The organism is Cupriavidus sp. GA3-3, assembly GCF_000389805.1.
In the GTDB taxonomy this organism is placed as follows: domain Bacteria; phylum Pseudomonadota; class Gammaproteobacteria; order Burkholderiales; family Burkholderiaceae; genus Cupriavidus; species Cupriavidus necator_D.
In genome coordinates this window covers 24,202-46,452 of sequence record NZ_KB944468.1, presented here as the reverse complement: position 1 = coordinate 46,452, position 22,251 = coordinate 24,202, and the positions used below count along the sequence as shown (strand labels likewise).

Genomic DNA, 22,251 nt, shown 5'->3' with positions numbered 1-22,251 from the left:
ACTTTTGCAGGTGCTTTGGGGAGCGCTCTTTGCGGGTGCCTGTGTCGATGCGCACCGTCTTGTTGTCGTTATACGCCCGGCCCTATAAGATTTGAAATGAACTTTTTATCTTATCGATACGTTTTTTTATATAGGTAGCTTCATGGACTGGACCCAGAGATTGCGGCTGCGCAACCTGCAGATGCTGCTGAGCCTGGCCGAGACCGGCAATATGAGCCAGTCGGCGGCCATGCTGAACACGACCCAGCCGGGACTTTCCAAATGGCTGAAGGACCTTGAGGACGATATCGGGCTGCCCCTGTTCGAGCGCCAGGCGCGCGGGCTGCGGCCCACGCCCTACGGCGAGTCGCTGATCGAGCACGCCCGCCGGATCGAGGCCCAGCTGGATACCGCGCGCGACGACCTGCAGGCCATGCGCGACGGCGGCAGCGGGATCGTGGTGGTGGGTACGTCGGGCGCGTCGTCGGCGGATACCGTGCCACTGGCAGCGCTGCAATTGCTGCAGCAGATGCCCCGCGCCAGCGTGCGGCTGGTGGAAACGACCATGGACCGGCTCATGAGCCAGCTGGCGCACAGCGAGCTGGATATCGTGGTGGGCCGCTCGGCGCCCGAGCTGCAGGACGCGCACATGCGCACCGAATCGCTCTACATGGAGCCGATCCACTTCGTCGCCCGGCCGCGCCACCCGCTGCTTCAAGGCGGGCGCATCGGCTGGGACGACCTGTATCGCCACCGCTGGGTGGTGTGGCCGCGCGGCACGCCCATCCGCAATGCGCTGGAAGGCGCGCTGGCCAGCGCCGAGCGTGCCCTGCCGGCCGATTGCGTGGAGAGCAATTCCACTGTGCTGAATCTCACGCTACTCAACAACAGCGACATGATCGGCCTGGCCTCGCACCGCACCGCGCGCAGGCTGGAAGAGCTGGGCGCGCTGCGCATCGTGCCGCTGCGGCTGGCGGGGTTCGGCTCGGTGTCGATGTACTGGCGTGACGACGCGCAGTCGCGCGCGGCGGTCATGGCCATGCTGGATTGCCTGCGGCGGGCGGCGGGGGCACCGCAGGTGCCGGCGGAAACGCCGGCCTAGTCCAGATCGGGAGACTCTGCCGGCCGCTGCCGGCGTGGCTCAGCGGCTGACCGCGCGCTGGATCGCGAGCGCCGCGGCCACCATGGCCTCGGCGGATTCCAGCGCCCGGGCCGGATCGTCGCGCTTGCGCACCGCGGCTGCGCTGGTCGCACGCGCGGCGCCGTCCGGGCTGGCGGAGAACTTCACCACCGTCAGCCCCCTGGCCGGATTGATATAGATCTTCTGTCCGAAGCGCCCGCTGGCCTCGATGCTGCCGTCGCCGTCGTTGCGCTGGAACCAGTAGTTGCGGTAGCCATAGCCGTCGCGGCCCGGCATGGTGTTGCCGCGCGCAAAGCGGGCCTGGTTGCCGGCCGGCTGCAGCGCAATGCGAACCGCCGCCGGCGAGATCCCGCCCGAGGCGTCGCCCGCGGCCGCCCGGCGCACGGCCTCGGCAAAGCGGGCGGCGTCGCGCAGCGTGGAATTCATGCCACCGCTGGCCATTTCCGTGCCCTGGCGGTCCACCTGGGTGTAGGCATCATCGTCAGCAAAGCGGGCCCACAGCCGCTCGGTCACCAGTTGCGCCCAGCTCTTGCCGGTGATGCGCCGCAGCGCCCATGCCACCGCTTCCGGCGAGCCGTTCTGGTAGTACCAGACGCCGCCATCGTCGCGCCCGCCGGTGGCGTGGACGACCTTGAGGAAGTCATAGATGGTGTCCGGCGCCTCCGCCTTGCGCGGCACGATCCCCACCGCCCCGAACAGCGCCAGGTCCGGCGGCAGCCCCTCCGGGTAGCCCACCGGCACCTCCATATCCAGGTTCTGCTGTACCGTGGCCTCGCCGAACGGATTGCCGGCCAGTTCCGGCACATACTGCGCCAGCCGGGCCTGCGGATCGAGCTTGCCCTCCTCGACCAGCATGGCGGCCAGCAGCCCGGTGACGGACTTGGTCATCGAGGCCCAGATATGCGGCTGGTAAGGACCAAAGCCCGCGAGGTAGCGCTCATAGACGACCTTGCCCTGGTGCAGCACGATAAAGCCGTCGGTATGGGTGTCGCGCAGGTAGTCGGCCAGTCGGACCGTCTTGCCGGCCACGGCAAAGGTGGTGCCGTCAAGTTCCGTGCCGGGCTGGCCGGCCAGGGCCAGCGGCTGGCTGGCATGCCGGATGCCCGCCGTCGGCGACATCTCGCGTGCATGCCGGAACGCCCAGCGCATATACGGCGGACGCAGCCCGCTGCCGCGGCTGACCTGCTTGTCGGGCGGCGGCGGAAAGCCCTGCATGACCTCGTCCTCGGCAACGGCCAAAGGCTGGCCGGTGCCCTGCGCCAGCGCAACGCTCATCGGCGCCACCAGCAGCGCCACGGCCAGCCACACCCGACTGCGTCCGAATCCCGTCCTGCGCGACACTGTTTGCGCTTGCATGCTGTCTCCATTCCTGTCCAGGCGGTTGCACGCACGGTGCGCCGCCTTGTATGCATGAGGTGCAAGCCCGCATGGTGCAGGCCGCGGGCGCCATCTTGGAGGAAGCGGATTCCGACCACAATGATGCATTCGGAATAGAGCCATAACCCGGTGGAATGTCAGGCATCGAAGCCGCATAATGGCGAAACCCCTTCCTCTCCGATGTCTGCCATGCAGCTTCCCGACGCCCGCGTCCGTGACCTGCTCCGCCATCCGGGGCGCTTTGCCTGGCACACGCTCAGGCAGTTCCGCGCCAACCAGGGGCTGCTGCTGGCCGGCGCGGTGGCCTACTACGCGCTGCTGTCGATCGTGCCGCTGCTGATCCTGATGATCATTGCCCTGTCGCACGTGATCGAACCAGACCTGCTGTTGTCCACGCTCGCGCGCTACCTGGAGTGGGTGGTGCCGGGGCAGTCCAGGGCGCTGATCACCGAGCTTGCCGCCTTCCTGCGCAACCGTGGCACGATCGGCTGGGTGCTGCTGGTCACCATGCTGTTCTTCAGTTCGCTCGCCTTCACCGTGCTGGAGAATGCCATGTCGGTCATCTTCGAGCACCGCGTGGCGATCCGGCGCCGGCATTTCCTGGTCTCGGCGCTGCTGCCCTACTGCTATATCGCGGTACTTAGCGTGGGCCTGCTGCTGGTCACGGTGGTGTCAGGCGGCCTGCTCGCCATCGGCGAACGGCATGTGGAAATGCTGGGCCGCGACTGGTCGCTGGACCGGCTCTCGACCGGCCTGCTCTACCTGCTCGGCTTCATTGGCGAGGTGCTGATGCTGACCTCGATCTACATGGTGATGCCGGTTGGCAGGCTGTCGCTGCGGCATGCGCTGAGCGGCGCGTTGGTCGCGGCCGTGCTGTGGGAAATCTCCCGCCATGTGCTGGCGTGGTACTTCACCACGCTGTCGCAAGTGAGCCGGGTCTATGGTTCGCTGACCACGGCGATCGTGGTGCTGCTGAGCCTGGAGATCGCGGCGACCTTGCTGCTGTTTGGGGCGCAGGTGATTGCGGAGTTCGAGCGTGGCGGCTGGGAAGGAAGGCCGGCGCATGCGGAACCGGAAGAATTCCACACCTGAGCGGCGCCGCAGCGACGCCGTTCGCGCGCCCGCTCAGGCGAGCGCCAGATCGAGGCAGGCGCGGATACGCCTCTCCTCCTCCGCACCGAAGGCACCGATCAGGACCATTGCAGACCCTGCCGCATCGCCTTGCGCCATCGGACTCAGCCGCATGCGGCCCGCGACCACATGCAGTTCGTGCAGGCGCGGATCGGCTGCCAGCCTGACCATGCCCTTCGCGCGCAACAGCCGCACCGGCAGCGCCTTCAGCGCCTGCCGCAGCAGCGCCTTGTCGAAGTCGCGGCCGGTCTGGTATGAAATGCTGCGGATGCCGGCGGGCACGGTGCCGACGGCTCGCCGCCAGTGCCCGCCCGCCTGCAGTACGGCATCGGCATGTGGTTCCGGCGGGGCGGCGTCAACAAAGACCGACAAGGGCACCTCGCCCTCGCATGCGGTCAGCACCGCGGCATGCGGCGCGATGGCGTCGACCGTGGCGGCAGCCATTGCCAGCGCATCCGCATCGGCAAGGTCTGCCTTGGTCAGCACCACTACCGAGGCCCCCGCGATCTGTTGCCGCACCATGTCGCCCACCAGCGGATCGTGCAGGTTGTGGCCGACCTCGGTCACGTCCACGGCCACCGCCACGGCATTGAGCACAAAGGCCCGATCCAGCAAGCCGACCTGAGCAATGCGCTGCGGGTCCGAGACGCCGCTGGCCTCGATCACCAGCAAGTCCGGCCGCTGCTCCCGCGCTGCGATGGCCACCAGCGCCTCGGCCAGCCGGCCGCCAATCGAGCAGCAGATGCAGCCGTTCTCCAGCTGGATCACGTCGTCGCTGCGCGTGCGGATCAGCGCGGCATCGATATTGATCTCGCCGAAATCGTTGACCAGCACCGCGATGCGGCGCCCCTGCGCGTTGGCCAGCAGGCGGTTGAGCAAGGTGGTCTTGCCGGCGCCAAGGTACCCGCCGACCACCACCAGCGGGACCGGAGCCCGCGCGTTCATCGTGCCGGCGCCGCGAACACGCGCCCGCCCAGCACCGTGCCCCAGACACGCACGTGCTTCAGGCACTCCGGAGCCACTGCGGTCGGGTCATCTTCCAGCACGGCAAAGTCTGCCAGCTTGCCGGGCGCGATGCTGCCGATGTGGTGATCGAGCTTCAGCGTATAGGCCGCACCCATGGTGATGGCATACAGCGCGTCGGCGGCCGGCAGGCGCTCAGCTTCGCCCAGCACGCGGCCGGAAGCGGTCTGGCGCTGCACCGCGCACCACGCCGTAAAGAGCGGGTTCAGCGGTGTGATCGGCGCATCGGAATGGATCGCGAACGGAATCCCCAGCCGCCGCGCCGTGCCCGCCGGGTTCATGCGCGCGGCCCGCGCCGGTCCCACGGTCTGGCCGGCATGTGCATCGCCCCAGTAGTACAGGTGGTTGGAGAAGAAGTTGATGCACAGGCCCAGCCGCGCCGCGTGCGCCAGCTGTGCCTCGTCCGCCAGCTGGCAGTGCTGCAGCGTATGGCGATGGTCCGCGCGCGGATGGCGCGACAGCATGGCTTCCAGCACGTCCAGCACCACTTGCGTCGCCTCGTCGCCATTGGTGTGGATATGCAGCGGCAGGCCGGCCAGGTGGAATGGCGTGAAGGCGTCGAGCAGTTGCTCCGGCGGGATCAGCCACAAGCCATTGGCCTGGCCCCCGGCATACCCCGGCGCGCGCAAGCGCGCGGTAAAGCCCTGGATCGAGCCGTCGACGATGAACTTGACCGGACCGAAGTGCAGCTTGTCGGTGCCGGCCGCCGCCGGGGCCTGCACGCGGGCGGGGCCGCCCTGCGCATTGCGCTGCGGCGAGAACGCCGGAACGATGCGCAGCGGGAAGCCGGGGTCGGCAGTGACCGCCTGCAGCGTCTCCAGCCCCTTGGGCGACAGGTCGTTGACCAGATCCGTCGCCGTGGTCACGCCCGCCAGTTGCGCCACGCGGCCGAAGCGGCGCACCGCGTCGGCATTCTCGGCCGCCGCCAGCGACAGGCCGCTGCCAAGCACGCGCTGCACCGGGAACATCGCCGCGAATTCCTGCAGCTCGCCGGTGGGCAAGCCCCGCGCGTCCTTGTGCACGCCGTCGATATCGGTGTCCTCGTCGATGCCGGCCCGCGCCAGCATCGCGGAATTGACATTCATCAGATGCACGCTGGCATGCATCACCACGATGGGCCGCGTGGCCGAGACGCGATCCAGCTCGCGCACCGACAGCCGGCTGGCGCCGAAATAGATCGGGTCGAAGCCCCAGGCCAGCAGCGGTGTGTCCGGGTCATGCATCTGGCTTGCCGCGCCCGCCAGGCGATCGATCACCTGCTCCAGCGTGCGCAGGCCGCGCCACAGCTTGCCGTCCGGATCGCGGCGGTCGAAGTAGCCGACGTAAACCGCATCCCACATCGCGCCTTCCATCAGGTGGCAATGGCCTTCCACCAGCCCGGGCATCAGCACCTTGCCACGGAAGGTGTCGACCTGCACCGCATCCGGCCAGCCGGCCATCTCGGCGGCGCCGCCCACGGCAAGGATCCTGCCGTCGCGCACCGCGACATGTGTCGCCTCGGGCTGGCCGGCTTCCATCGTGAGGATCTTGCGCGCCACGAATACCTGCGTGCGCGCCGTGTCGTCTTGTGTCATGGATTGCATGATTCCGGTCATTCACGCCGCCTGCACGCGGGCCAGTCGGGGCGTGTAGTTCACCAGCGCGGTCACCAGCAGGTTGACGCCCAGGCTGACCAGCCCGAGGTTGATGCCGCCGAAGTCGACCTGCTGCACATACAGCGCGATCGCCAGTGCCTGGCCGGTGACGATGCCGAGCGCAATCGCCAGCGGACGCACCTTCAGCGAGAACAGGATCACCAGCACGCCAGGGAAGAACTGCGTCACGCCGTAGTAGGTGGTATTGATCAGCGTCAGCATCAGGTTCGGCGTGGCCAGTGTCATGGCGATCGACAGCACCAGGTAGATCACGATCACCACCTTGGCGCCCTGCTTCTGGCGCGCCTCGGGCATGCCCGGCAGCAGGTTGCGCGTGACGATGGGGCCGATCGCCAGGCAGATGCCGGCCAGCACCAGCAGTCCCGACAGCGCCGCGCCGGCGGTCACCAGTCCGAGCAGCCAGTCCGGCAACAGCCGCACCGCGGCCGCGAAGAAGGCCTCGTTGGGGGAGGCGAGCTGCAGGTTCTGGCTGATCGCGTAGTACGACGCCAGCACCAGGAACGGATACATCAGCATGTACAGCGGCATCGCCACCTGCGTGCGCCGGATGGTGTTGGCGCTCCTGGCCGTGAAGAAGTTCTGCACCGCGAACGGCATCACGTAGAAGCCCAGCGCCTGGAACAGCATGGTGCTCATCGAGAAGCGCAGCTGGGTGTCATTCATCTGGTTGCTGACCTGCATGCTGGCGGCATGGAACACTTCGCCCACGCCCACCTTCCAGCCCACCGCAACGCCGGTGACGACGATCGCCACCACCATCAGGATGTCCTTGAGGATGGCGATATAGGCCGATGCGCGCACGCCGGAGATGGCAATGTAGGTAAAGGCCAGTGCCGCCGAGATCATCACCAGGTACACCGGCTCGAACTCCCAGCCCAGCCCCTTGAGCGCCGCCACCAGCCCGGTGAACTGCAGCTGGCCCCAGGGCAGCAGGAACAGGATCGCCGAGCCCGCCACGATCAGCTCCAGCGCACGGCTGCCATAGTGGCCCTTGAACAGGTCTGGCAGCGTGATCGCGTTATAGCGCGCGCCCGCCTGCCAGATCTTGGGCCCGAGGAAATAGCCGAGCGGATACGCCAGCAGGATGTAGCCGAGGAACCAGACCCCGTAGGTCGGTCCCTTGGCGTAGATGCCACCGGGAAAGCCCACCATCGTGCCGATGCTGTAGATCTCGCCCGCCGCCAGGAAGAACACCAGGTAGGCGCCGAACTGCCGCGACGCCACGAAGAAGTCATGCACGCTCTGCGCGCCGTGGCCTTTCTTCGAGCGGATGGCGAGGTAGAGCGAGAAGACAATGAAGCCGACGAATACCGCTGTGGTCATGGTGGTCTCCCTTCAGGCTTCATGCGCCGCGTCGGCGGCGTGGCGGTCGAACAGCAGCCAGCACGCCAGCATGCAGCCGGAGGTCAGCACGAACCAGGCAAAGATCCAGGCGTAGATGAAGGGCACGCCGAGCACGAAGCGCTCGACAGCCGCCACCCAGGGCAGCATTCCGATGACGCCGATAAACGGCAGGCCTAGGCCGATAAACAGCTTGAGCATGATGTCTCTCCGATTTCCGATGGACGGTGGATGGCGGACGCCGTGTGTGCTGTCACCGGCCCGCTCTTGTGTTCCGGTCATCATAGGGAGCGCGGGGGTATGATTCAAATGCAAATGTTGAACCGCTCCCATAACCAACGCGCATGGTTTTCCGCATGGACACACAGAAACTTCTGCATCTGCTCGCCGTGGTCGAGCACGGCACGTTCTCCGAAGCGGCCCGTGCCGTGCACCTGACCCAGCCGGCGCTGAGCCGCAGCATCCGCGCGCTGGAAGACGAACTCAAGGCGCCGCTCTTTGACCGCGGCGCGCGGCGCGCGCGCCTGACGGTGTTCGGCGAGCTGGTGGCCGAACGCGCGCGCCGCATGCGGCTGGAAGAACGCCAGTTGCGGCGCGACCTGGACCTGGTGCGCGGCGCCGAGGAGGGCTCGCTGACGATCGGGGTGGCGCCCGCGCCGGCGGCGCTGCTGCTGACGCCGTTCCTGATCCACATGGCGCAGGCCCACGCGCGCGTCAAGGTGCGCACCGAGAGCGGCGCCACCAGCGCCCTGCTGGAGGCCCTGCGCAACGAGACCATCGACGCCATCGTCGGCGATGCCTATGTGCTGCGTGCGGCCGACGACATTGACGTGGAGCCACTGGGTGAATTGCCCGCAGGTCTTGTATGCCGCGCCGGGCATCCGATCCTGCGCAAGCGCCGCATCGATATCGAGACCATCCGCGCCTACCCGGTGGCAACCACCACGCTCAGCACCGTCATCAGCCGGCAACTGGCGGAGCTATGGGGGCCGGGCGCCGCGCCGGACAAGCTCTTCACCCTGCATTGCGACAACCTCGACATGCTGCGCAGCGTGACGCTGGCCAGCGATACGCTGTTGTTCGGCGTACTCTCGATCACGCGGCAGGAGCGCGCCGCGGGGCTGATGGCCGAAGTGCCGATGCCGCCCGATCCGCGCCGCTGCGGCCGCTATGGCATTGCACGCATGGCGGCGCGCTCGCTGTCGCCGGCGCTGGAGGTGCTCTATCGGTTCACGCGCGAACACTGGAAAGCGCTGTCGTCCGAAGCTGGCGGTGCCAACGCGCGCCGCTGAGCCTGCCCCTTGCCGCGCGCTGTTGTATGCTCCGCCCTGAACCATCGCCCGTGTCCCGCATGACCGAATCCACGCCAGACCGCCCTCGCCGCATCACCATCCATGACGTCGCCCGCGCCGCCGGCGTGTCGCTGACCACGGTGTCGCACGCGCTGAACGACCGTGGCGTGCTGGACCCGGCCACGCGTGCGCGCGTCAAGCGCGTTGCCGCCGAGCTGGGCTACCGTCCCAGCGTGCGCGCGCAGCGGCTGCAGTCGGGCCGCGCCAACTGCATCGCGCTGTTGTCGTCGATGCCATTCGCGGTGGCGGGCGGCACATCGCGGCTCGGCTTCATGATGGAAGTGGCGGCGATTGCCGCCGAGGCGGCAATGGGGCGCGGCCTGGGCGTGGTGCTGGTGCCACCGCTGGAAGGCGCGGGGGGCCTGCTCGATACATTGGATATCGACGGCGCGATCGTGATCGAGCCGATTGCGGGCGACCCGCATATCGCGCGGCTGCGCGAGCGCGGCGTCAGCATCGTGTCGATCGGACGCGAGCCGCTGACCGACACGCCGGTGCCTTGCGTCGACCTGCAATCGGCCGACACCGCCCGGCTGCTGCTGGCGCACTTGCACGGGCACGGGCGCCGGCATATCGGCCTGATGATCGGCGCGGCGCCGCGCCAGTCGTATGTGGAAACCGAACGCGCTTACCGCGAGTTCACGCAGGCAATGGGCCTGCCCTGCCATATCGTCAAGGCAGCCGAGGAACACGGCGAAGCCGCTGGCGCCGACGCCTGCGCGCAATTGCTGGCGCAGATGCCGGCGCTCGATGCGCTGTGCGCGCCGGTGGATGCGTTTGCGGTGGGCGCCATGGCCCACCTGCAAGCGCTGGGCAAGCACGTGCCCGACGATGTGCTGGTGGTGACGCGCTATGACGGCATCCGCGCCCGCAGCGCGCAGCCGCCGATCACCGCGGTCAACCTGCACCTGGAGCGCGTGGCATCGCTGGCCGTGGAGCTGCTGTTCGCACATCTGTCCGGCGACCGCAGCCGCGACGTGATCACCGGGCCCGCGCCCGAACTGGTGGTGCGGGCATCGTCCACGCCAAGCGTCTAGGACACTAACCGCGCAGCAGCACCACCGCACCGGAAACCAGCGCAAACACCAGCACGCCGATGCGCAGCATGCGCTGGTTGATGCGCTTGTGCACCAGGTGGCTGGCCACCATGCCGACCATCAGCACCGGCAGCAGCCCGATGGCATAGAGCACCTGCTCCATGCCGAGCCGGTCGCTCAGCGCCAGCACCACCAGCGAGATCGCTTCACCGACCAGGAAGCACAGCGCCACGGTGGCGCGCAGCGTCGCGACCGGCGCATGCTGGTAGGCCAGCGCCAGCGGCGGGCCGCCGACACCGGTTGCGGTCTCGGTCACGCCGGTGATCAGGCCGGTCGAGGCAAAGGTCAGCCGCCCCGGCGTAAAGGCCGGCGCCAGCAATGACACCACCGCTGCGGCAATGGTGCTGCCGCCGACCAGCGCGTTGAGCCATGCCATCGGCATCGCCACCAGCACCCACAGCCCGCCGAAGGTGCCGGCCAGCCGCCCGGCGCTGATCCAGCCGGCCCCGCGCATATCGATGGCATGGCGTTCGCGCCAGGCCACATAGGCGTTGAGCGGCAGCATCGCCAGCAGCAGCGCGCCGGGCAGCATTGCCGGCGCGGCCAGCGCCAGCACCGGCACCACGATCAGCGCGAAGCCCATGCCGGTCGCACCCTGGACCAGCGCGCCGGTAAAGACCGCCACGCCGACGCTGAACAACGTCATGTCCATGGTCAGGATGCCTCCGTGCCGGCATGGCGGACTCGGTGCACGTCCGCGGCTTCATGCAGCTTGCGGATCGGGGCGTTGGCGACGGTGTCCTCGGCCATGGCGTGGATCGCCCGCATCAGCGCGCGTGCGTCCCAGTCCGTGGGCCAGCCCTGCCACAGGCGCAGGCTGCCATCGACAAAGACCGCGCGGATCTGGTCGCGGTTGGCCAGGCGCACCAGTTCCCAGGTCAGGTCCCAGGACGGCGTCAGCTCAGGCACGTCCAGGTCGACCAGCAGGAAGTCGGCGCGCTTGCCTGCGGCGATCTCGCCGGTGAGCGCACCGAGACCCGCCACATCGGCCGCGTCGTGCGTGGCCATGTCGACCCAGCGCCAGCCCGCGCCGCAGGAGGAATCGCCCACGCCGATGCCGAAGGCGAAGCGCTGGGCGGCCTCGGCATAGTCCAGCAGGCGGAAGCCGTCGCTGCGGGTGCCATCGGTGCCCAGGCCCAGGCGCACGCCGAAGGTAGCCATGGTCTCGGCCGGTGCCACGGCGTTGCCCTTCCAGGCGCTGGCCACGGGGTTGTAAGCCACCGCGCTGCCGGTGTCGGCCAGCAAGCGGATCTCTTGCGGCGTCACCAGCGTGGCATGCGCCAGCAGTGCCGCCGGACCCAGTGCGCCGACTGCGGCGAGATGTTCGATCGGACGGCGCCCGCAGGCGTTGAGCGAGCGCTCCACCGCCACCAGGTGCTCGTTGGCATGGGTCTGGAAGATGCGGCCGGACTCGGCGCACAACTGGTAGACGTGGTGCAGCATCGCGTCGGAGGCCACCTCGGGAATCGAGATCGCCAGCGACGGGGCCACCAGCGGATCGCTGGCGTACTTGTCCAGGTGGGCGGCGGCGCGGCGCAGGATCGGCGCGGCGTCGAGCGTTTCGGCGCCGGGCTTGTCGTTGCAGATCAGGCCCAGCACGCAGCGCACGCCGGCATCGGCGACCGCGCGCGCGACCGCATCCAGCCCGGCGTCGCTGCGCGTGCCGGCATCGACCACGGTGGTGAAGCCGCCGCGCAGCGCTTCCAGCGCCGCCAGCTTGGACGACAGGTACAGGTGCTCCGCCTTCAGGCTGCCTTCCAGCGGCACCCACACGCGCCGGAAGATCTCCGATGGTTCGCCGAACACCAGCGACTTGCCGAACGACTGCGTCAGGTGGTGGTGCGTGTCGATCATGCCGGGCATCAGCAGCATGCGCGGCAGCGGCAGGGTTTCCAGCTCGGGGAAGCGCGCGGCGACTTCCGCGGCCGTGCCCACTGCCGTGAAGCGGCCGCCCTCCACCACCACCGCGTGGCCGCGTACCGCGCCCTGGCGCAGCAAGGTCCATTCCGGCAGCAGGATGCGCGGCTGCCTGAAGCTGTCCGGCACCAGGGCCGGTTTGGTATCGCCGGGCCAGGCCGGCGTCGAGTCAGAACGATCAGTCATTGCAATTCAGGAAGCCGGGTCAATGCGTGGCGGCGGCATCGTCGCGGGCAACCGCGCCCGCTGCCGCGGCTCGCAGGCCCGTATGGAAAAACAGGAAGTTGAGCAGCGCCGCGGTAATGGCACCCATGGCCACGCCATTGCCCACCAGGATGCGCACATTGGCCGGCAGGCCGCCATAGATGCCGGGCACCAGGATCGGCAGCAGGCCCACGGCCAGCGCCACGGCCACCACGTACATATTGGCGTGGTCGCGCAGGTCCACCTTGCGCAGCATGTCGATGCCCATGGTGCCGACGATGCAGAACACCACCAGCCCGGTGCCGCCGACCACGGCCTCGGGAATCGCGCTGATCAGCGACGACACCGGCACCAGCAGCCCGAACACCACCAGGATCGCGCCCGACATCGCCGTGACGAAGCGCGAGCGCACGCCGGTGGCACGCACGATGCCGATGTTCTCGCCGCTGGTGATGATCAGCGAGGTGCCGAACATCCCGCCCAGCAGCGAAGTCAGCGCATCGGCGCGGATGGTGCGCGGCACGTCGCGCTGCTGGTCAACCGGCCGGCCCACGGCATCGCTGATCGCCAGCGTCTGGCCGGTGGCCTCCACCATCGAGATCACGGCGAACACCATCAGCGGGATTGCCGCCACCACATCGAAATGCGGCCACCCGAACGGGAACGGCGTGGGCAACGCGAACACGGGCGACATCGACACATGGCCAGGCTGGAACGCGCCGGCCAGCCCGGCCACCAGCGCACCGCCCAGCAGCCCCAGCAGGATCGCCAGCTGCGCCAGCATGCCCGACAGCAGGCGCGATGCCGCCACGGTGCAGGCAATGGTGGCGAACGCCAGCAGCAGGTTGAGCGGGTCCACCGTGCTGCCCGCGGCCGGGTGGCCGGCAACCAGCTTGCCGGATACCTGCGCCAGGTTGATCGCCACCAGCAGCAGCATCGTCCCCACCACCACCGGCGGGAAATAGCGCAGACAGCGCCGGAACACCGGCAGCACGCAGAAGTAGAACACGCCGGTCAGGATCACCGCGCCGGCAGCGGTCTGCACGTCGGTCTGCTGCGCGATCAGGATAAACAGCACGATCGGGGCGCCGCCGGGCAGCATCACGAACGGCAGCCGGGCACCGATGCCGCGCTTGCCCAGCGACTGCAACAGCGTGCCGAGGCCGCAGATCACAAAGGTGGCGCTCAGCAGCTGCACCGCCAGCGCGGGCGGGAAGTTCAGCGCCTTGCTCATCAGGAAGACCGACGCGATCGGCGACGCGGCCATGACCAGTACGTGTTGAAGCCCGAAGACAAACAGGCGCCGCCATGGCAGCCGTTCATCCACCGGCGCGGGGGCGGGGTGGGACATGCTTTGCTCCTCGTTTGGTGTGTGAGCGTTTGTGCCGGTGGCTCGCAAGCCACTTGCTGCGTCTGTGCGCAATTCGCCTCAGATATTATCGATTTCCGCCAACAAAAACGTTTTGGTAAGTGTAGGGAAATGGAATTCGCGATGCAAGCGGTTTCTCGGCGGAACGCCCGTGGTCTTCCCCTATATCGATTCAATCGATAAGTGCTAGCAGCAAAACACGTTTCACAAGTTGATGCCGCGGCCTCAAAGTACCCGCCATAGCGCCTTGCGAGACACAACAAGCCCCTGAAGGAGACGCCCCATGCGAGACAAGAACAGTCCGGCGGAATCTGCCGACCCCGCCCAGCCGCTGCCGGCCCGGCGCCGCATCGTCCAGGGCGCGGGCCTGCTCGCCCTCGGCGCCACCCCGCTCGGCGCACTGGCCGCGCGCATCAGCGACGGCGTCACGCTGGCCGACGGCCCCCGCCCGCTGGTGCGCTATCCGGGCAAGCGCCCGCTGGTGCGCGTCAGCACCCGGCCGCCACACCTTGAGACGCCCTTCTCCGCGTTCAACGAGGGGCCGATCACCGCCAACGACGCCTTCTTCGTGCGCTACCACCTGGCCAACATTCCGCTGTCTGTAGACCTTGCCACCTTCCGCCTGACGGTCGGCGGCCACGTCAACAAGCCGCTGAAGCTGTCGCTCGATGAACTGAAGCGGCTGGCCGATCCGGTGGACATCGTCGCCGTGAACCAGTGTTCAGGCAACAGCCGCGGCTTCTCCGAGCCGCGCGTGTTCGGTGCCCAACTTGCCAACGGCGCAATGGGCAATGCGCGCTGGACCGGCGTGCCGCTGCGCAAGGTGCTGGAGCACGCGGGCGTCAAGGCCGGCGCCAAGGTGGTCACGTTCAACGGGATGGATACGCCGGTGTTGCCGAGCACGCCGGACTTCCGCAAGTCGCTCGATATCGCCCATGCCATGAACGGCGAGCCGATGCTGGCCTGGGGCATGAACGGCGAAGACCTGCCGCTGCTCAACGGCTACCCCGTCAAGCTGGTGGTGCCGGGCTACTTCGGCACCTACTGGATCAAACACCTGTCCGAGATCGAGGTGCTGGACCACCCGTTCGAAGGCCATGATGCGTTCTTCATGACCAAGGGCTATCGCGTACCGGATAACGACTGCCAATGCGTGGCGCCGGGCACCCCCGCCAGCAAGACGCGACCGATCTCGACGCTGGCGGTACGCAGCTTCATCACCAGCGTGGGCGCCGGCGGCGTGCTGCCCGCCGGGCGCACGGTGGAGCTGAAAGGCATTGCCTTCGATGGCGGCTCCGGCATCCGCGGCGTCGAGGTCTCGGTGGACGGCGGGCAGAGCTGGCAGGCCGCGACGCTGGGCCAGGACCTGGGGCGCTTCTCGTTCCGCGCCTGGCAACTGCCGGTGAAGTTCGCGCGCAAGGGCCCGGCGGTGCTGATGGTGCGCGCCACTAGCGTCCAGGGCGAGGTGCAGCCCGCCAAGGCCAACTGGAACCCGGCCGGCTATCGCCGCAACGTCATTGAATCCACGCCGGTCACCATCGCCTGAGGAGCGCACCATGCATCGATCCATCACCCCAGTGCTGCTCGCGCTCGCCCTGCTGGGCGCGGGCAGCGCGTCCGCGGCCCCCCAGGACATCAAGCTGCCGGCGGAGAACGTCAAGCTCAAACCCGCCAAGCTGCCCGGCTACGGCATCGCCATGCAGAAATGCGCGATCTGCCATTCGGCCGACTACGTCTCCTACCAGCCGCCCGGCCTGAGCCTGACGCAGTGGACCGCCGAGATGAAGAAAATGCAGCAGGCCTATGGTGCGCCGATCGACGATGGCGAGGTCGAGCAGCTCGGCGCCTACCTCGCGGTGGCCTACGGCTCCGCCAGGATCAAGGACCCGGAGATCGTGGCGATCGCGCAGAAGGCGGGCAAGCCCGCGCCGGCCACACCCGCGGCCGCCTCGGCGCCTGCCGCCGCCGCGGTGGACGTGCAGGGCCTGCTGGCCAGGAACGCCTGCCTGAGCTGCCACAGCGTGACGCAGAAGGTGGTCGGCCCGGCTTATCACGAAGTCGCCACCCGCTATAAGGGCGATGCGCAGGCACAGGCCAAGCTGGAAGCCAGCATCCGCGGCGGCAGCAGCGGCAAATGGGGATCGGTGCCGATGCCGCCGTTTGCCGGCTTGAAGGCGGATGAGGTCAAGGCGCTGGCGGCGTACGTGCGGCAGCAATAGCCTGCGCCCCGCTTCCCCGATCACAAGACGCCCCGGCTGATGCCGGGGCGTCTTGCATTTCGCGCTTGCAGTTTCCGCTTGCCTCCCTATACTTAGCCTCATGGCTAACCATTGTGCCGAGTTTGCTGACGTGTCCCAGGCTGTCGATATTTCCCCGCTTTCCGACGTGTTCTACGCGCTGGCGGACCCGACCCGCCGCGCCATCGTCAGCGTGCTCGGCCGCGGGCCGGAAACGGTCTCGGCGCTGGCGGCACCGTTCACGATGGCACTGCCCTCGTTCATGAAGCACCTGCAGGTGCTGGAGCGCAGCGGCCTGATCCGCTCGCGCAAGACGGGGCGCGTGCGCACTTGCGAACTGGTACCGCAACCGCTGTCAGACGCGCAGCAATGGCTGGCCGACCAGCGCGCCATGTGGGAGGCCCGTACCGACCGCCTGGCCGCTCTTGTCGAAGCCCTTCATCAGGAGGAACAGTCAGATGCCGAATGAAAACGCCGCCAGCCCTGAAAGCCAGGACCTGGTCATCTCGCGCCTGCTCAAGGCCCCGCGTGCCAAGGTCTGGCGTGCATGGAGCGATCCCAAGCTGCTCAAGGAATGGTGGTGCCCCAAACCCTGGACCACCGAGGTCCTGGCCTTCGACATGCGCCCCGGCGGCGCCTTCCATACCCTCATGAAAGGCCCGGACGGCGGCGTCAGCGACAACCCGGGATGCTTCCTCGAGATCGTGCCGATGGAGAAGATCGTCTCCACCTCGGCCCTGGTGGCCGGGTACCGGCCCAACAAGCCGTGGCTGTCAATGACCGCGGTCATCACCATGGCCGACGAGGGTGACGGCACCCGCTACATTGCGCGCGTGATGCATCCGGACGAGGCCACGCGCAAGCAGCATGAGGAGCTGGGGTTCTATGAAGGCTGGGGCATCTGCATTACGCAGCTGGATGAGTTTGCGCAGCAGTTGAAGTAAGGCTGCGGCAAGTGAATGGCGCCGGCACGGGATACCGTGCCGGCGCGACTTCCTTGATATTTCGCCGGTCTGCATGGTGAGGTGAGGGTCTCAAATTACATGGCCTCAAGGAAAGGCTGAATTGAACAACGTGTCGTCTGGCCGAGACGCTCCGAATCAACGTCAGCCTACCGTGGCGCTGTCGCCGCCTCCATGTGGGTGATTGTTCTCCGGCACATCGTCCATCGTCTGGCAAGGGACAAAATGCCATTGTTCCGCCTCCGGATCGAATACGGCGATCTGGTTCACGACTTGGCCAGCCGAATGCACTACCGTACTTGCGGTTGCCAGCGCGCTGTCTATTGCGTGCTTCATGCGGTCGCCCTTCCAGATCCTGGCTAGCGACTGCAGTGTGTCCTGCCAGGCAAAGAGACCTGCGCCCTCAAAGAGACGGCTGATCGCGCGTCGGCCATCGGTGGTGTATTCAGGCACAAGAATTCCCATCCGCAATGGCGCGCGCACGTCATGCACCAAGACGTTGCGCCGCCACTTGCCGCTTGGGCTGAGCAGGAGCTGTCCGTCGCGGGCGAGAAAGCCGCAGGCAATGTCCAACTCCACGCCGGTCGGGAAGGTTTGCTTCACGCGGGCTGCGGGCAGCCGGTCAAGGGATGGAAACTTGAAGGCTTGATTGGGGGCGCTGCCCCGCATTGAGTCCAACAGCAGGTCGATCGGCGACAGGTAGGCAGTCAGGACCGTCTTGTTCCCGTAGCGCATGCCCCAGAAGCCTTCCATTCCGCGCTTGCCCGGTACCTTGGAAGGTTGCTCTATCAAGATAACGTGAGGCGCTGGTAGCGGCGAAGTGGCGGTCATGTGGTCTGTTCCGTAGTGCTTCGAAGCAGGGCTTCCGCTTCCGCGCGGGTCAGCGCGCCACCCTTGCGTCGCTCCTGCTGCTGGTCGAGCATTCGCGCCAGATCCTCGCGGGAAGGCCTGGCATCCGGGCCGCTCGGCACGCCGATGTAGTCGTCGGCGTACGGGCGCGCGTACGGGTCATTGGGCATGGGCTTGCACGCCGCCTCGATCTCCGGCGGCCACACGGGATCACTGCACGTGACGAGCACGAGCCAGCGGGCGATCGCATCCAGCAGTGCGAACGGTGCAAAGATGACGTCGGTCAAGGTGAAGAACGCTCCGGAGAATTTACCCCCTCTGCAGATCTTGTAGCCTTCCCAGAACGTTTCCCGCGGCGCCCAGAAGCGATATGGCTCGGGCAGCCCAGCCGGCCCGTCCTGCATGTAGCGGCGGTAGTATTCCCACTGCGCGTAGGCTTCTTCCAGGGTGAAGACGAACTGGCCGAGCACGAATGCGCGGACGACGTTGCCACTCGCGTCGAGCTGGTAATGGCGGATGTCGTACATGTCATAGGCGCGTGACAAGCCGCCCATGCGCCGATGGCCCACACAGAAGAATTCGTCATGGTTCCATGGCACTTCCCAGATGCCGCCCGGGTCCTTGGTGCGAATGGCATAGATACGACGGGTCTTCCGGTTCAGGCGGATGGGGCGGCGCTTCAGCGTGAACATGTTGCGACGCATCGGATCGAAGGCAAGCAGACCGAAGAAGCCTGCAGAACTAAAGCCAAGTAATATGCCGACGATCGTACCGAACCAATACCCGTTCTTCGCCATCATTTCCTCAGAGTCTCTGAATGGGCTAGTTGCAAGCAATAATCCGTAAAAGAGAGAAAACGACGCAAATGCTGAACAGATAATCCAAAGCAGACCAACGTTCTGCATCCGAGCCTGCGACTCATCGGTGATCTCCAGGCAGGTCGAATCAATGCGGTAGATATTGCCGCTCTCCAGCACATGCTCGCTGGCAGGCTGGCCGACATGGAGCCGGTGTTCTTGCTCCCACTTGCCCAGCGGTTTGCCCTGTTGGCGGAAGTAGAAAGGCGTGCGTTCATCCTTGGTCGGGAATTTCATCGAAGAGTCCTATTTGACGTCCTTGAGGCCCAGTTGCACGAACTCGAACGACTCGGTCTCCAGGCTGGTGTAGCGTTCGCTGGCGGGTCCCTTGCTGAAACGGCAACGCTTGGCCCACTTGAGCGTCGCCGGGTCGTCTAGTATCAGGATGCCGATGTTCACCGCGAGCAACACGACTAGGAACGGCCAGCTAGGCACGCCAACGAGGAAGGCCAGGAATTCTTCAGTCGCCAGCGGGAGGACGGCTGCTGCGCCTCCGGACATCGCAGAGCCAAAATATAGTATTGAGACTGTCCGGTTTCCCCTCATGCCTTCATCGTAGGCATGGTACGCATCCCATCCCACCCCAACTGCAGCCCCGGCAAAACCAATCCAACGCCCTCTGACAGCCAGCTTCTTGCCCATTTCCAGCCATTCCGCCTTCGGCGGCGAGCGCATGATGCGCCGGACAATTATGTGCGTCGGCGCCTTCTCCAGCACGACGCCAGTCTGCTCGGCAAGGGTCCCGGCCATGGACACCAGGCCGCCGACCAGCTTGATTCCTCTTTCGGGTTCGTCGAACTCGCCCGCTGCGCGGAACGATTGCGTGGCGTGATAGAGCGCCAGTCCCTGCAGGATGCAGGCGACCGCCCCGACATTCACGAAGCGTGAACCCAGGACCGCCTTGACTTGCCGCACCCCAGGCACGTCATTGGCGGTACGCAGCTTGAGGGCGCTCAGTTCCGGAATGCGCTCCAGGTCCTCTGTCTTGAACCACACCAATCTGGCGGTTTGAGCCATGCGCTTGGCCGCGCGTCCGAGTGCCACGGCGTCCTCGCGCCGTCGGGTGCGGTCCAGTTGCTTGTACAACTCCGGATTCACTGTGGAGAGATCGTTCAGCACGACCGCGCGGATTTGCATGACGCTGGCCGTCGGGGCGATCAGGCGCACGCCGCCTAGCAGGCTCATCCCGTACAAGGCGAGCCTGGCCGATGCCGAGCTGAAGCTGTTTGCAAGGGTCGGGATGATCTGGTCGGCCAGTATCCAGGTCAGGCGCGGTACCAGGCCCATCTTCGCTAGGGCTTCGGGAAGAGTGAGGCCCTTTGCCATGGAGTCCATCTTGTCGAGACCGCTCTTCAGGATGCCGAAGATGGCGGCATAGCCCTGGTCGGTCGGGTCCGGCACCGTGTCGATGATGGGCTTGTGGTCCAGCAACAGGGCGCGCGCAAGCAGATTGCTGTGGTTCTCCGGATTCGCCTCGTTGAACCAACGCTGGATGACCCGACGGCATTCCACGGTGTCGAGCGCGTTCTCCAGGCAGCGCGTCAGGGATTCGTTGTAGACATAGCCGTGCGGCAGGTCCAACTTGTCATGCCGGTATTGCATGTAGGAAGCAAGCTGAGGACTCATGAGCCACTGTGCGAGCGAGGTCGCAATGGGTGCCAGCACGTCCTCGTTGAGGGCCTTCAGTCTGGGACTCAGGTCCTGGTGGCGCTTGCCTGGCGTGAGTTCGTCTTCGTAGGGTTTCCAGGCGGCGTCACTGGCGGCTTTCTTGCGGGCAAGTCGCGTGGCTTCACGCTCCGCATCTTCGCGTTTCCATCGCTCGGCCGTCGCTTTTCCATTAAACAGAACCGACATGAGTTCGTAAGCCGGAAATCCATCCGGCGTGGTCTTCATGCGCTCAGCCTCGGCCGCCGCGGCCTCCGCCTCTTTCGTGTGCTGCGCCTCGGCGTTGGCCCGGATGTTCTTTTCGAGCGTATCCAGGAACAGATCTGTTGCCTTGTCCCAGATGACGCCGTTGTTTGCCTTAGCGTGCAGCTTGGGATTGGTCAGGATGCCCAGGTCTTCAGTGATTGCGAGCGGATCATTGAACGCCAGCATCATCGCCTTGCCGGGGGACACGATCTCCATCCGATCCGCAAGCATCGAACCGCTTATGGGGCCAATCGGAGCAATCTCGCCCAGGTTAATGGTTCCGGGTGGTGTGGCGCTCAGATGCCGGAATGCTTGTTGCTGCGCTTCGGGCGTCATGGCGAACGATGCCACGCGCTTGTTGATTTCCGTCGCGCGGCCGGCGTGTGGCTGGTTCTGGTTGCCCATCCAGGCGGCCACGTCGAGGCATTGCATATGAGCCCTGCGCACATCGACTTTGTGCTTGTTGTCGTTCAGTTGGGCCTTGGTCCAGGCCACATGCGAATAGGCGTACCAGACACGCGTCGCGTGCGCGGGATCGGGAATGGTGAAATACAGGGATTCAAGGCTGTGGTGCGAACTAACACAGCAACTGAACGCCTCCGGGACTTTGGCTGGGCCAGGATTCTCCGGTATGACCTTCCACATGTGACCGCCCTTCATGACCACATAGGCATCCCACATTTGCATGGCTTCATGGAAGACGTACAGGAAGCCGGGGCGCATCGTGCGAAGGATGTACTGCACCCCGCTGCCGAGCTGGGCAGGGGCGTTCTCGATCCTGAAATTCCCTGAGAGCGGCGGCGCCCCGTTCTTGTCCTCGGGTCCGACGACGGCGTACCGGACCGGCAGCACGGCCAAGCCGGGCGCATGATGGCAAAAATTGCACGCCTTCACCGGTTTGGATGAACATTCCAGCGTGCTGTCAACGTTATACATGACCATGGTGGCGTTCCGATGAGATTTGCCTGGCGTGCTGCGCCATGATTTTCATGAGTTCCCAGTCGTCGCTGGACAGCGATCCCAGTGCCTGGCGCAGCGTCATTTCGCCTGCGGCCACGGCGGGCCATGCGGCCTGCAGTTTCGGTTGGTCTTCGAACGGCTGCCCAAACGCCGCGACGTGTGTGGCGTAGTGACGGCGATCCGCCGGCAGGGTCAGATGCAGCACTTCATCGGCGTGCCGCAAGGCGCGGTCCACTGTGCGGGCCTGTGCCAGGGACGGCTTGTTGCGCCCGGCAATGCGTGTCAGGACCTGCGCAATATCGGCGGTTTGCTCGACGGTGGGCCACTGCCTGGCGTCTGGCCACCAGGGTCGCGGCAACGTCGGCGGTGCCTCCGCCAGCGTCGGTCTGGCGAACTGGTACCAATCGCCCGCCCAGGCGAAGCCCCACGACTCGCTCGGGCCAAGGAGCGCATGGAGTTGGACGGGACGCAGCAGCCACGTCATGTGCGCAAATACGCGAGGGTCGTAGAAGCGCCACAGCGCGTGTCCGCCGGCATGGTCGGTACCGGTGAGGCAGGACGCCAGATGGCTGCTGACTTCCTGGACAGGGGCGACGCTCTGCAGCCACGCGCAGATGAGGGGCGGATCTCCACGCGCGGCTTCATCCTGGGCCACGTTCAATAGCATCTGCCGGTCTGCCGGCGACACGGTGGCCAGCTCTACCACGGCGGGCATCAGGTGTGCGTTGTCGCCGATGCCGGCGGGCAAGCACTGATGTAGCGTCAGGGCAGACAGATCCGCGAGGATGGGATCGTGATTTAGCGGATCGAGCACCAGGTAACCGTCGCCCCAGGCCTGCGGCCAGGGCAGTTGGGTCAATGGGTTGCCGATGGGTGCGGCCATGTTCGT

At 66.5% G+C, this 22,251-nt stretch carries 20 protein-coding genes; 8 read left to right on the top strand and 12 right to left on the bottom strand.

Annotated elements, in window-relative coordinates:
- Positions 1-142: 142 nt before the first annotated feature.
- Complete coding sequence (locus C265_RS08075) at positions 143-1,081, top strand: LysR family transcriptional regulator (protein WP_011616857.1); 939 nt, start codon at positions 143-145, stop codon at positions 1,079-1,081.
- 39 nt (positions 1,082-1,120) lie between these two features.
- Here the strand turns inward: C265_RS08075 and C265_RS08070 are convergent, their stop codons facing one another.
- Positions 1,121-2,476, bottom strand: a complete 1,356-nt coding sequence (locus C265_RS08070) for a serine hydrolase (RefSeq protein WP_011616856.1) — start codon at positions 2,474-2,476, stop codon at positions 1,121-1,123.
- Positions 2,477-2,677: 201 nt separating this feature from the next.
- Here C265_RS08070 and C265_RS08065 point away from each other — a divergent pair, with 201 nt between their 5' ends.
- Positions 2,678-3,589, top strand: coding sequence for a YihY/virulence factor BrkB family protein (locus C265_RS08065; RefSeq protein WP_010813399.1), 912 nt, complete (start codon positions 2,678-2,680; stop codon positions 3,587-3,589).
- Between the two features lie 33 nt (positions 3,590-3,622).
- On the opposite strand, the gene C265_RS08060 is transcribed toward C265_RS08065, so the two are convergent.
- The 4 genes from C265_RS08060 to C265_RS08045 are packed head-to-tail and all read right to left on the bottom strand — an operon-like array spanning position 3,623 to position 7,848.
- Positions 3,623-4,573 carry a GTP-binding protein gene (locus C265_RS08060; protein ID WP_010813398.1) on the bottom strand — a complete coding sequence of 317 codons (951 nt, stop codon included), beginning with the start codon at positions 4,571-4,573 and terminating at the stop codon, positions 3,623-3,625.
- Complete coding sequence (locus C265_RS08055) at positions 4,570-6,234, bottom strand: amidohydrolase (RefSeq protein WP_371258344.1); 1,665 nt, start codon at positions 6,232-6,234, stop codon at positions 4,570-4,572. The genes C265_RS08060 and C265_RS08055 overlap by 4 nt, the downstream gene beginning before the upstream one ends.
- A 12-nt stretch (positions 6,235-6,246) precedes the next feature.
- The gene (locus C265_RS08050) at positions 6,247-7,629 is read right to left on the bottom strand and encodes a sodium:solute symporter (RefSeq protein ID WP_010813396.1); all 1,383 of its coding nucleotides are present in this window, start codon (positions 7,627-7,629) and stop codon (positions 6,247-6,249) included.
- A 12-nt stretch (positions 7,630-7,641) separates the two neighbouring features.
- Entirely contained in the window at positions 7,642-7,848 is a 207-nt protein-coding gene (locus tag C265_RS08045; protein WP_010813395.1) for a DUF3311 domain-containing protein, read from the bottom strand.
- A gap of 155 nt (positions 7,849-8,003) precedes the next feature.
- On the opposite strand from C265_RS08045, the gene C265_RS08040 reads away from it, so the two are divergent.
- Together C265_RS08040 and C265_RS08035 are read left to right on the top strand one after the other, a co-directional pair.
- The gene (locus C265_RS08040; protein ID WP_037023897.1) at positions 8,004-8,939 is read left to right on the top strand and encodes a LysR family transcriptional regulator; all 936 of its coding nucleotides are present in this window, start codon (positions 8,004-8,006) and stop codon (positions 8,937-8,939) included.
- 59 nt (positions 8,940-8,998) lie between these two features.
- Positions 8,999-10,036 (top strand): substrate-binding domain-containing protein, encoded by a 1,038-nt coding sequence (locus C265_RS08035; protein WP_010813393.1) that lies wholly within the window; start codon positions 8,999-9,001, stop codon positions 10,034-10,036.
- Positions 10,037-10,040: 4 nt separating this feature from the next.
- Here C265_RS08035 and C265_RS08030 read toward each other — a convergent pair whose 3' ends face one another.
- The 3 genes from C265_RS08030 to C265_RS08020 are packed head-to-tail and all read right to left on the bottom strand — an operon-like array spanning position 10,041 to position 13,568.
- Positions 10,041-10,748, bottom strand: coding sequence for a sulfite exporter TauE/SafE family protein (locus C265_RS08030; protein ID WP_010813392.1), 708 nt, complete (start codon positions 10,746-10,748; stop codon positions 10,041-10,043).
- 2 nt (positions 10,749-10,750) lie between these two features.
- Positions 10,751-12,199 carry an amidohydrolase family protein gene (locus C265_RS08025; protein ID WP_010813391.1) on the bottom strand — a complete coding sequence of 483 codons (1,449 nt, stop codon included), beginning with the start codon at positions 12,197-12,199 and terminating at the stop codon, positions 10,751-10,753.
- 19 nt (positions 12,200-12,218) lie between these two features.
- Positions 12,219-13,568: a uracil-xanthine permease family protein gene (locus C265_RS08020; RefSeq protein WP_010813390.1), complete on the bottom strand. Its 1,350-nt coding sequence runs from the start codon at positions 13,566-13,568 to the stop codon at positions 12,219-12,221.
- Positions 13,569-13,869: 301 nt separating this feature from the next.
- On the opposite strand from C265_RS08020, the gene C265_RS08015 reads away from it, so the two are divergent.
- The 4 genes from C265_RS08015 (at position 13,870) to C265_RS08000 (ending at position 16,767) form a co-directional block, all read left to right on the top strand.
- On the top strand, positions 13,870-15,132 hold the full coding sequence (locus C265_RS08015; protein WP_010813389.1) for a molybdopterin-dependent oxidoreductase: 1,263 nt from the start codon (positions 13,870-13,872) through the stop codon (positions 15,130-15,132).
- 10 nt (positions 15,133-15,142) lie between these two features.
- On the top strand, positions 15,143-15,805 hold the full coding sequence (locus C265_RS08010; protein WP_010813388.1) for a c-type cytochrome: 663 nt from the start codon (positions 15,143-15,145) through the stop codon (positions 15,803-15,805).
- A gap of 100 nt (positions 15,806-15,905) precedes the next feature.
- On the top strand, positions 15,906-16,292 hold the full coding sequence (locus C265_RS08005) for a helix-turn-helix transcriptional regulator (protein ID WP_051398556.1): 387 nt from the start codon (positions 15,906-15,908) through the stop codon (positions 16,290-16,292).
- Positions 16,282-16,767 (top strand): SRPBCC family protein, encoded by a 486-nt coding sequence (locus tag C265_RS08000; protein WP_010813386.1) that lies wholly within the window; start codon positions 16,282-16,284, stop codon positions 16,765-16,767. The genes C265_RS08005 and C265_RS08000 overlap by 11 nt, the downstream gene beginning before the upstream one ends.
- Before the next feature lie 162 nt (positions 16,768-16,929).
- Here C265_RS08000 and C265_RS07995 read toward each other — a convergent pair whose 3' ends face one another.
- Genes C265_RS07995 through C265_RS30975 form a run of 4 tightly spaced genes read right to left on the bottom strand, consistent with a single transcriptional unit; the run spans position 16,930 to position 22,245 of the window.
- Complete coding sequence (locus tag C265_RS07995) at positions 16,930-17,616, bottom strand: hypothetical protein (RefSeq protein ID WP_144062243.1); 687 nt, start codon at positions 17,614-17,616, stop codon at positions 16,930-16,932.
- Positions 17,613-18,728 (bottom strand): DUF6708 domain-containing protein, encoded by a 1,116-nt coding sequence (locus tag C265_RS07990; protein WP_010813384.1) that lies wholly within the window; start codon positions 18,726-18,728, stop codon positions 17,613-17,615. The genes C265_RS07995 and C265_RS07990 overlap by 4 nt, the downstream gene beginning before the upstream one ends.
- Positions 18,729-18,737: 9 nt before the next feature.
- Positions 18,738-21,344: a T6SS effector BTH_I2691 family protein gene (locus tag C265_RS07985; RefSeq protein WP_246840186.1), complete on the bottom strand. Its 2,607-nt coding sequence runs from the start codon at positions 21,342-21,344 to the stop codon at positions 18,738-18,740.
- Entirely contained in the window at positions 21,331-22,245 is a 915-nt protein-coding gene (locus C265_RS30975) for a DUF4123 domain-containing protein (RefSeq protein ID WP_010813382.1), read from the bottom strand. The genes C265_RS07985 and C265_RS30975 overlap by 14 nt, the downstream gene beginning before the upstream one ends.
- Positions 22,246-22,251 lie beyond the last annotated feature (6 nt).

Bases quoted from the DNA above. Each gene is read 5' to 3' on its own strand.
- C265_RS08040 (WP_037023897.1), top strand. From the start codon at position 8,004: ATGGACACACAGAAACTTCTGCATCTGCTCGCCGTGGTCGAGCACGGC.
- C265_RS08045 (WP_010813395.1), bottom strand. From the start codon at position 7,848: ATGCTCAAGCTGTTTATCGGCCTAGGCCTGCCGTTTATCGGCGTCATC.
- C265_RS08065 (WP_010813399.1), top strand. From the start codon at position 2,678: ATGTCTGCCATGCAGCTTCCCGACGCCCGCGTCCGTGACCTGCTCCGC.
- C265_RS08010 (WP_010813388.1), top strand. From the start codon at position 15,143: ATGCATCGATCCATCACCCCAGTGCTGCTCGCGCTCGCCCTGCTGGGC.
- C265_RS08005 (WP_051398556.1), top strand. From the start codon at position 15,906: ATGGCTAACCATTGTGCCGAGTTTGCTGACGTGTCCCAGGCTGTCGAT.
- C265_RS07995 (WP_144062243.1), bottom strand. From the start codon at position 17,616: ATGACCGCCACTTCGCCGCTACCAGCGCCTCACGTTATCTTGATAGAG.
- C265_RS08030 (WP_010813392.1), bottom strand. From the start codon at position 10,748: ATGGACATGACGTTGTTCAGCGTCGGCGTGGCGGTCTTTACCGGCGCG.
- C265_RS08035 (WP_010813393.1), top strand. From the start codon at position 8,999: ATGACCGAATCCACGCCAGACCGCCCTCGCCGCATCACCATCCATGAC.
- C265_RS08070 (WP_011616856.1), bottom strand. From the start codon at position 2,476: ATGCAAGCGCAAACAGTGTCGCGCAGGACGGGATTCGGACGCAGTCGG.
- C265_RS30975 (WP_010813382.1), bottom strand. From the start codon at position 22,245: ATGGCCGCACCCATCGGCAACCCATTGACCCAACTGCCCTGGCCGCAG.
- C265_RS08055 (WP_371258344.1), bottom strand. From the start codon at position 6,234: ATGCAATCCATGACACAAGACGACACGGCGCGCACGCAGGTATTCGTG.
- C265_RS08015 (WP_010813389.1), top strand. From the start codon at position 13,870: ATGCGAGACAAGAACAGTCCGGCGGAATCTGCCGACCCCGCCCAGCCG.
- C265_RS08060 (WP_010813398.1), bottom strand. From the start codon at position 4,573: ATGAACGCGCGGGCTCCGGTCCCGCTGGTGGTGGTCGGCGGGTACCTT.
- C265_RS08075 (WP_011616857.1), top strand. From the start codon at position 143: ATGGACTGGACCCAGAGATTGCGGCTGCGCAACCTGCAGATGCTGCTG.
- C265_RS08050 (WP_010813396.1), bottom strand. From the start codon at position 7,629: ATGACCACAGCGGTATTCGTCGGCTTCATTGTCTTCTCGCTCTACCTC.
- C265_RS07985 (WP_246840186.1), bottom strand. From the start codon at position 21,344: ATGGTCATGTATAACGTTGACAGCACGCTGGAATGTTCATCCAAACCG.
- C265_RS07990 (WP_010813384.1), bottom strand. From the start codon at position 18,728: ATGAAATTCCCGACCAAGGATGAACGCACGCCTTTCTACTTCCGCCAA.
- C265_RS08020 (WP_010813390.1), bottom strand. From the start codon at position 13,568: ATGTCCCACCCCGCCCCCGCGCCGGTGGATGAACGGCTGCCATGGCGG.
- C265_RS08025 (WP_010813391.1), bottom strand. From the start codon at position 12,199: ATGACTGATCGTTCTGACTCGACGCCGGCCTGGCCCGGCGATACCAAA.
- C265_RS08000 (WP_010813386.1), top strand. From the start codon at position 16,282: ATGCCGAATGAAAACGCCGCCAGCCCTGAAAGCCAGGACCTGGTCATC.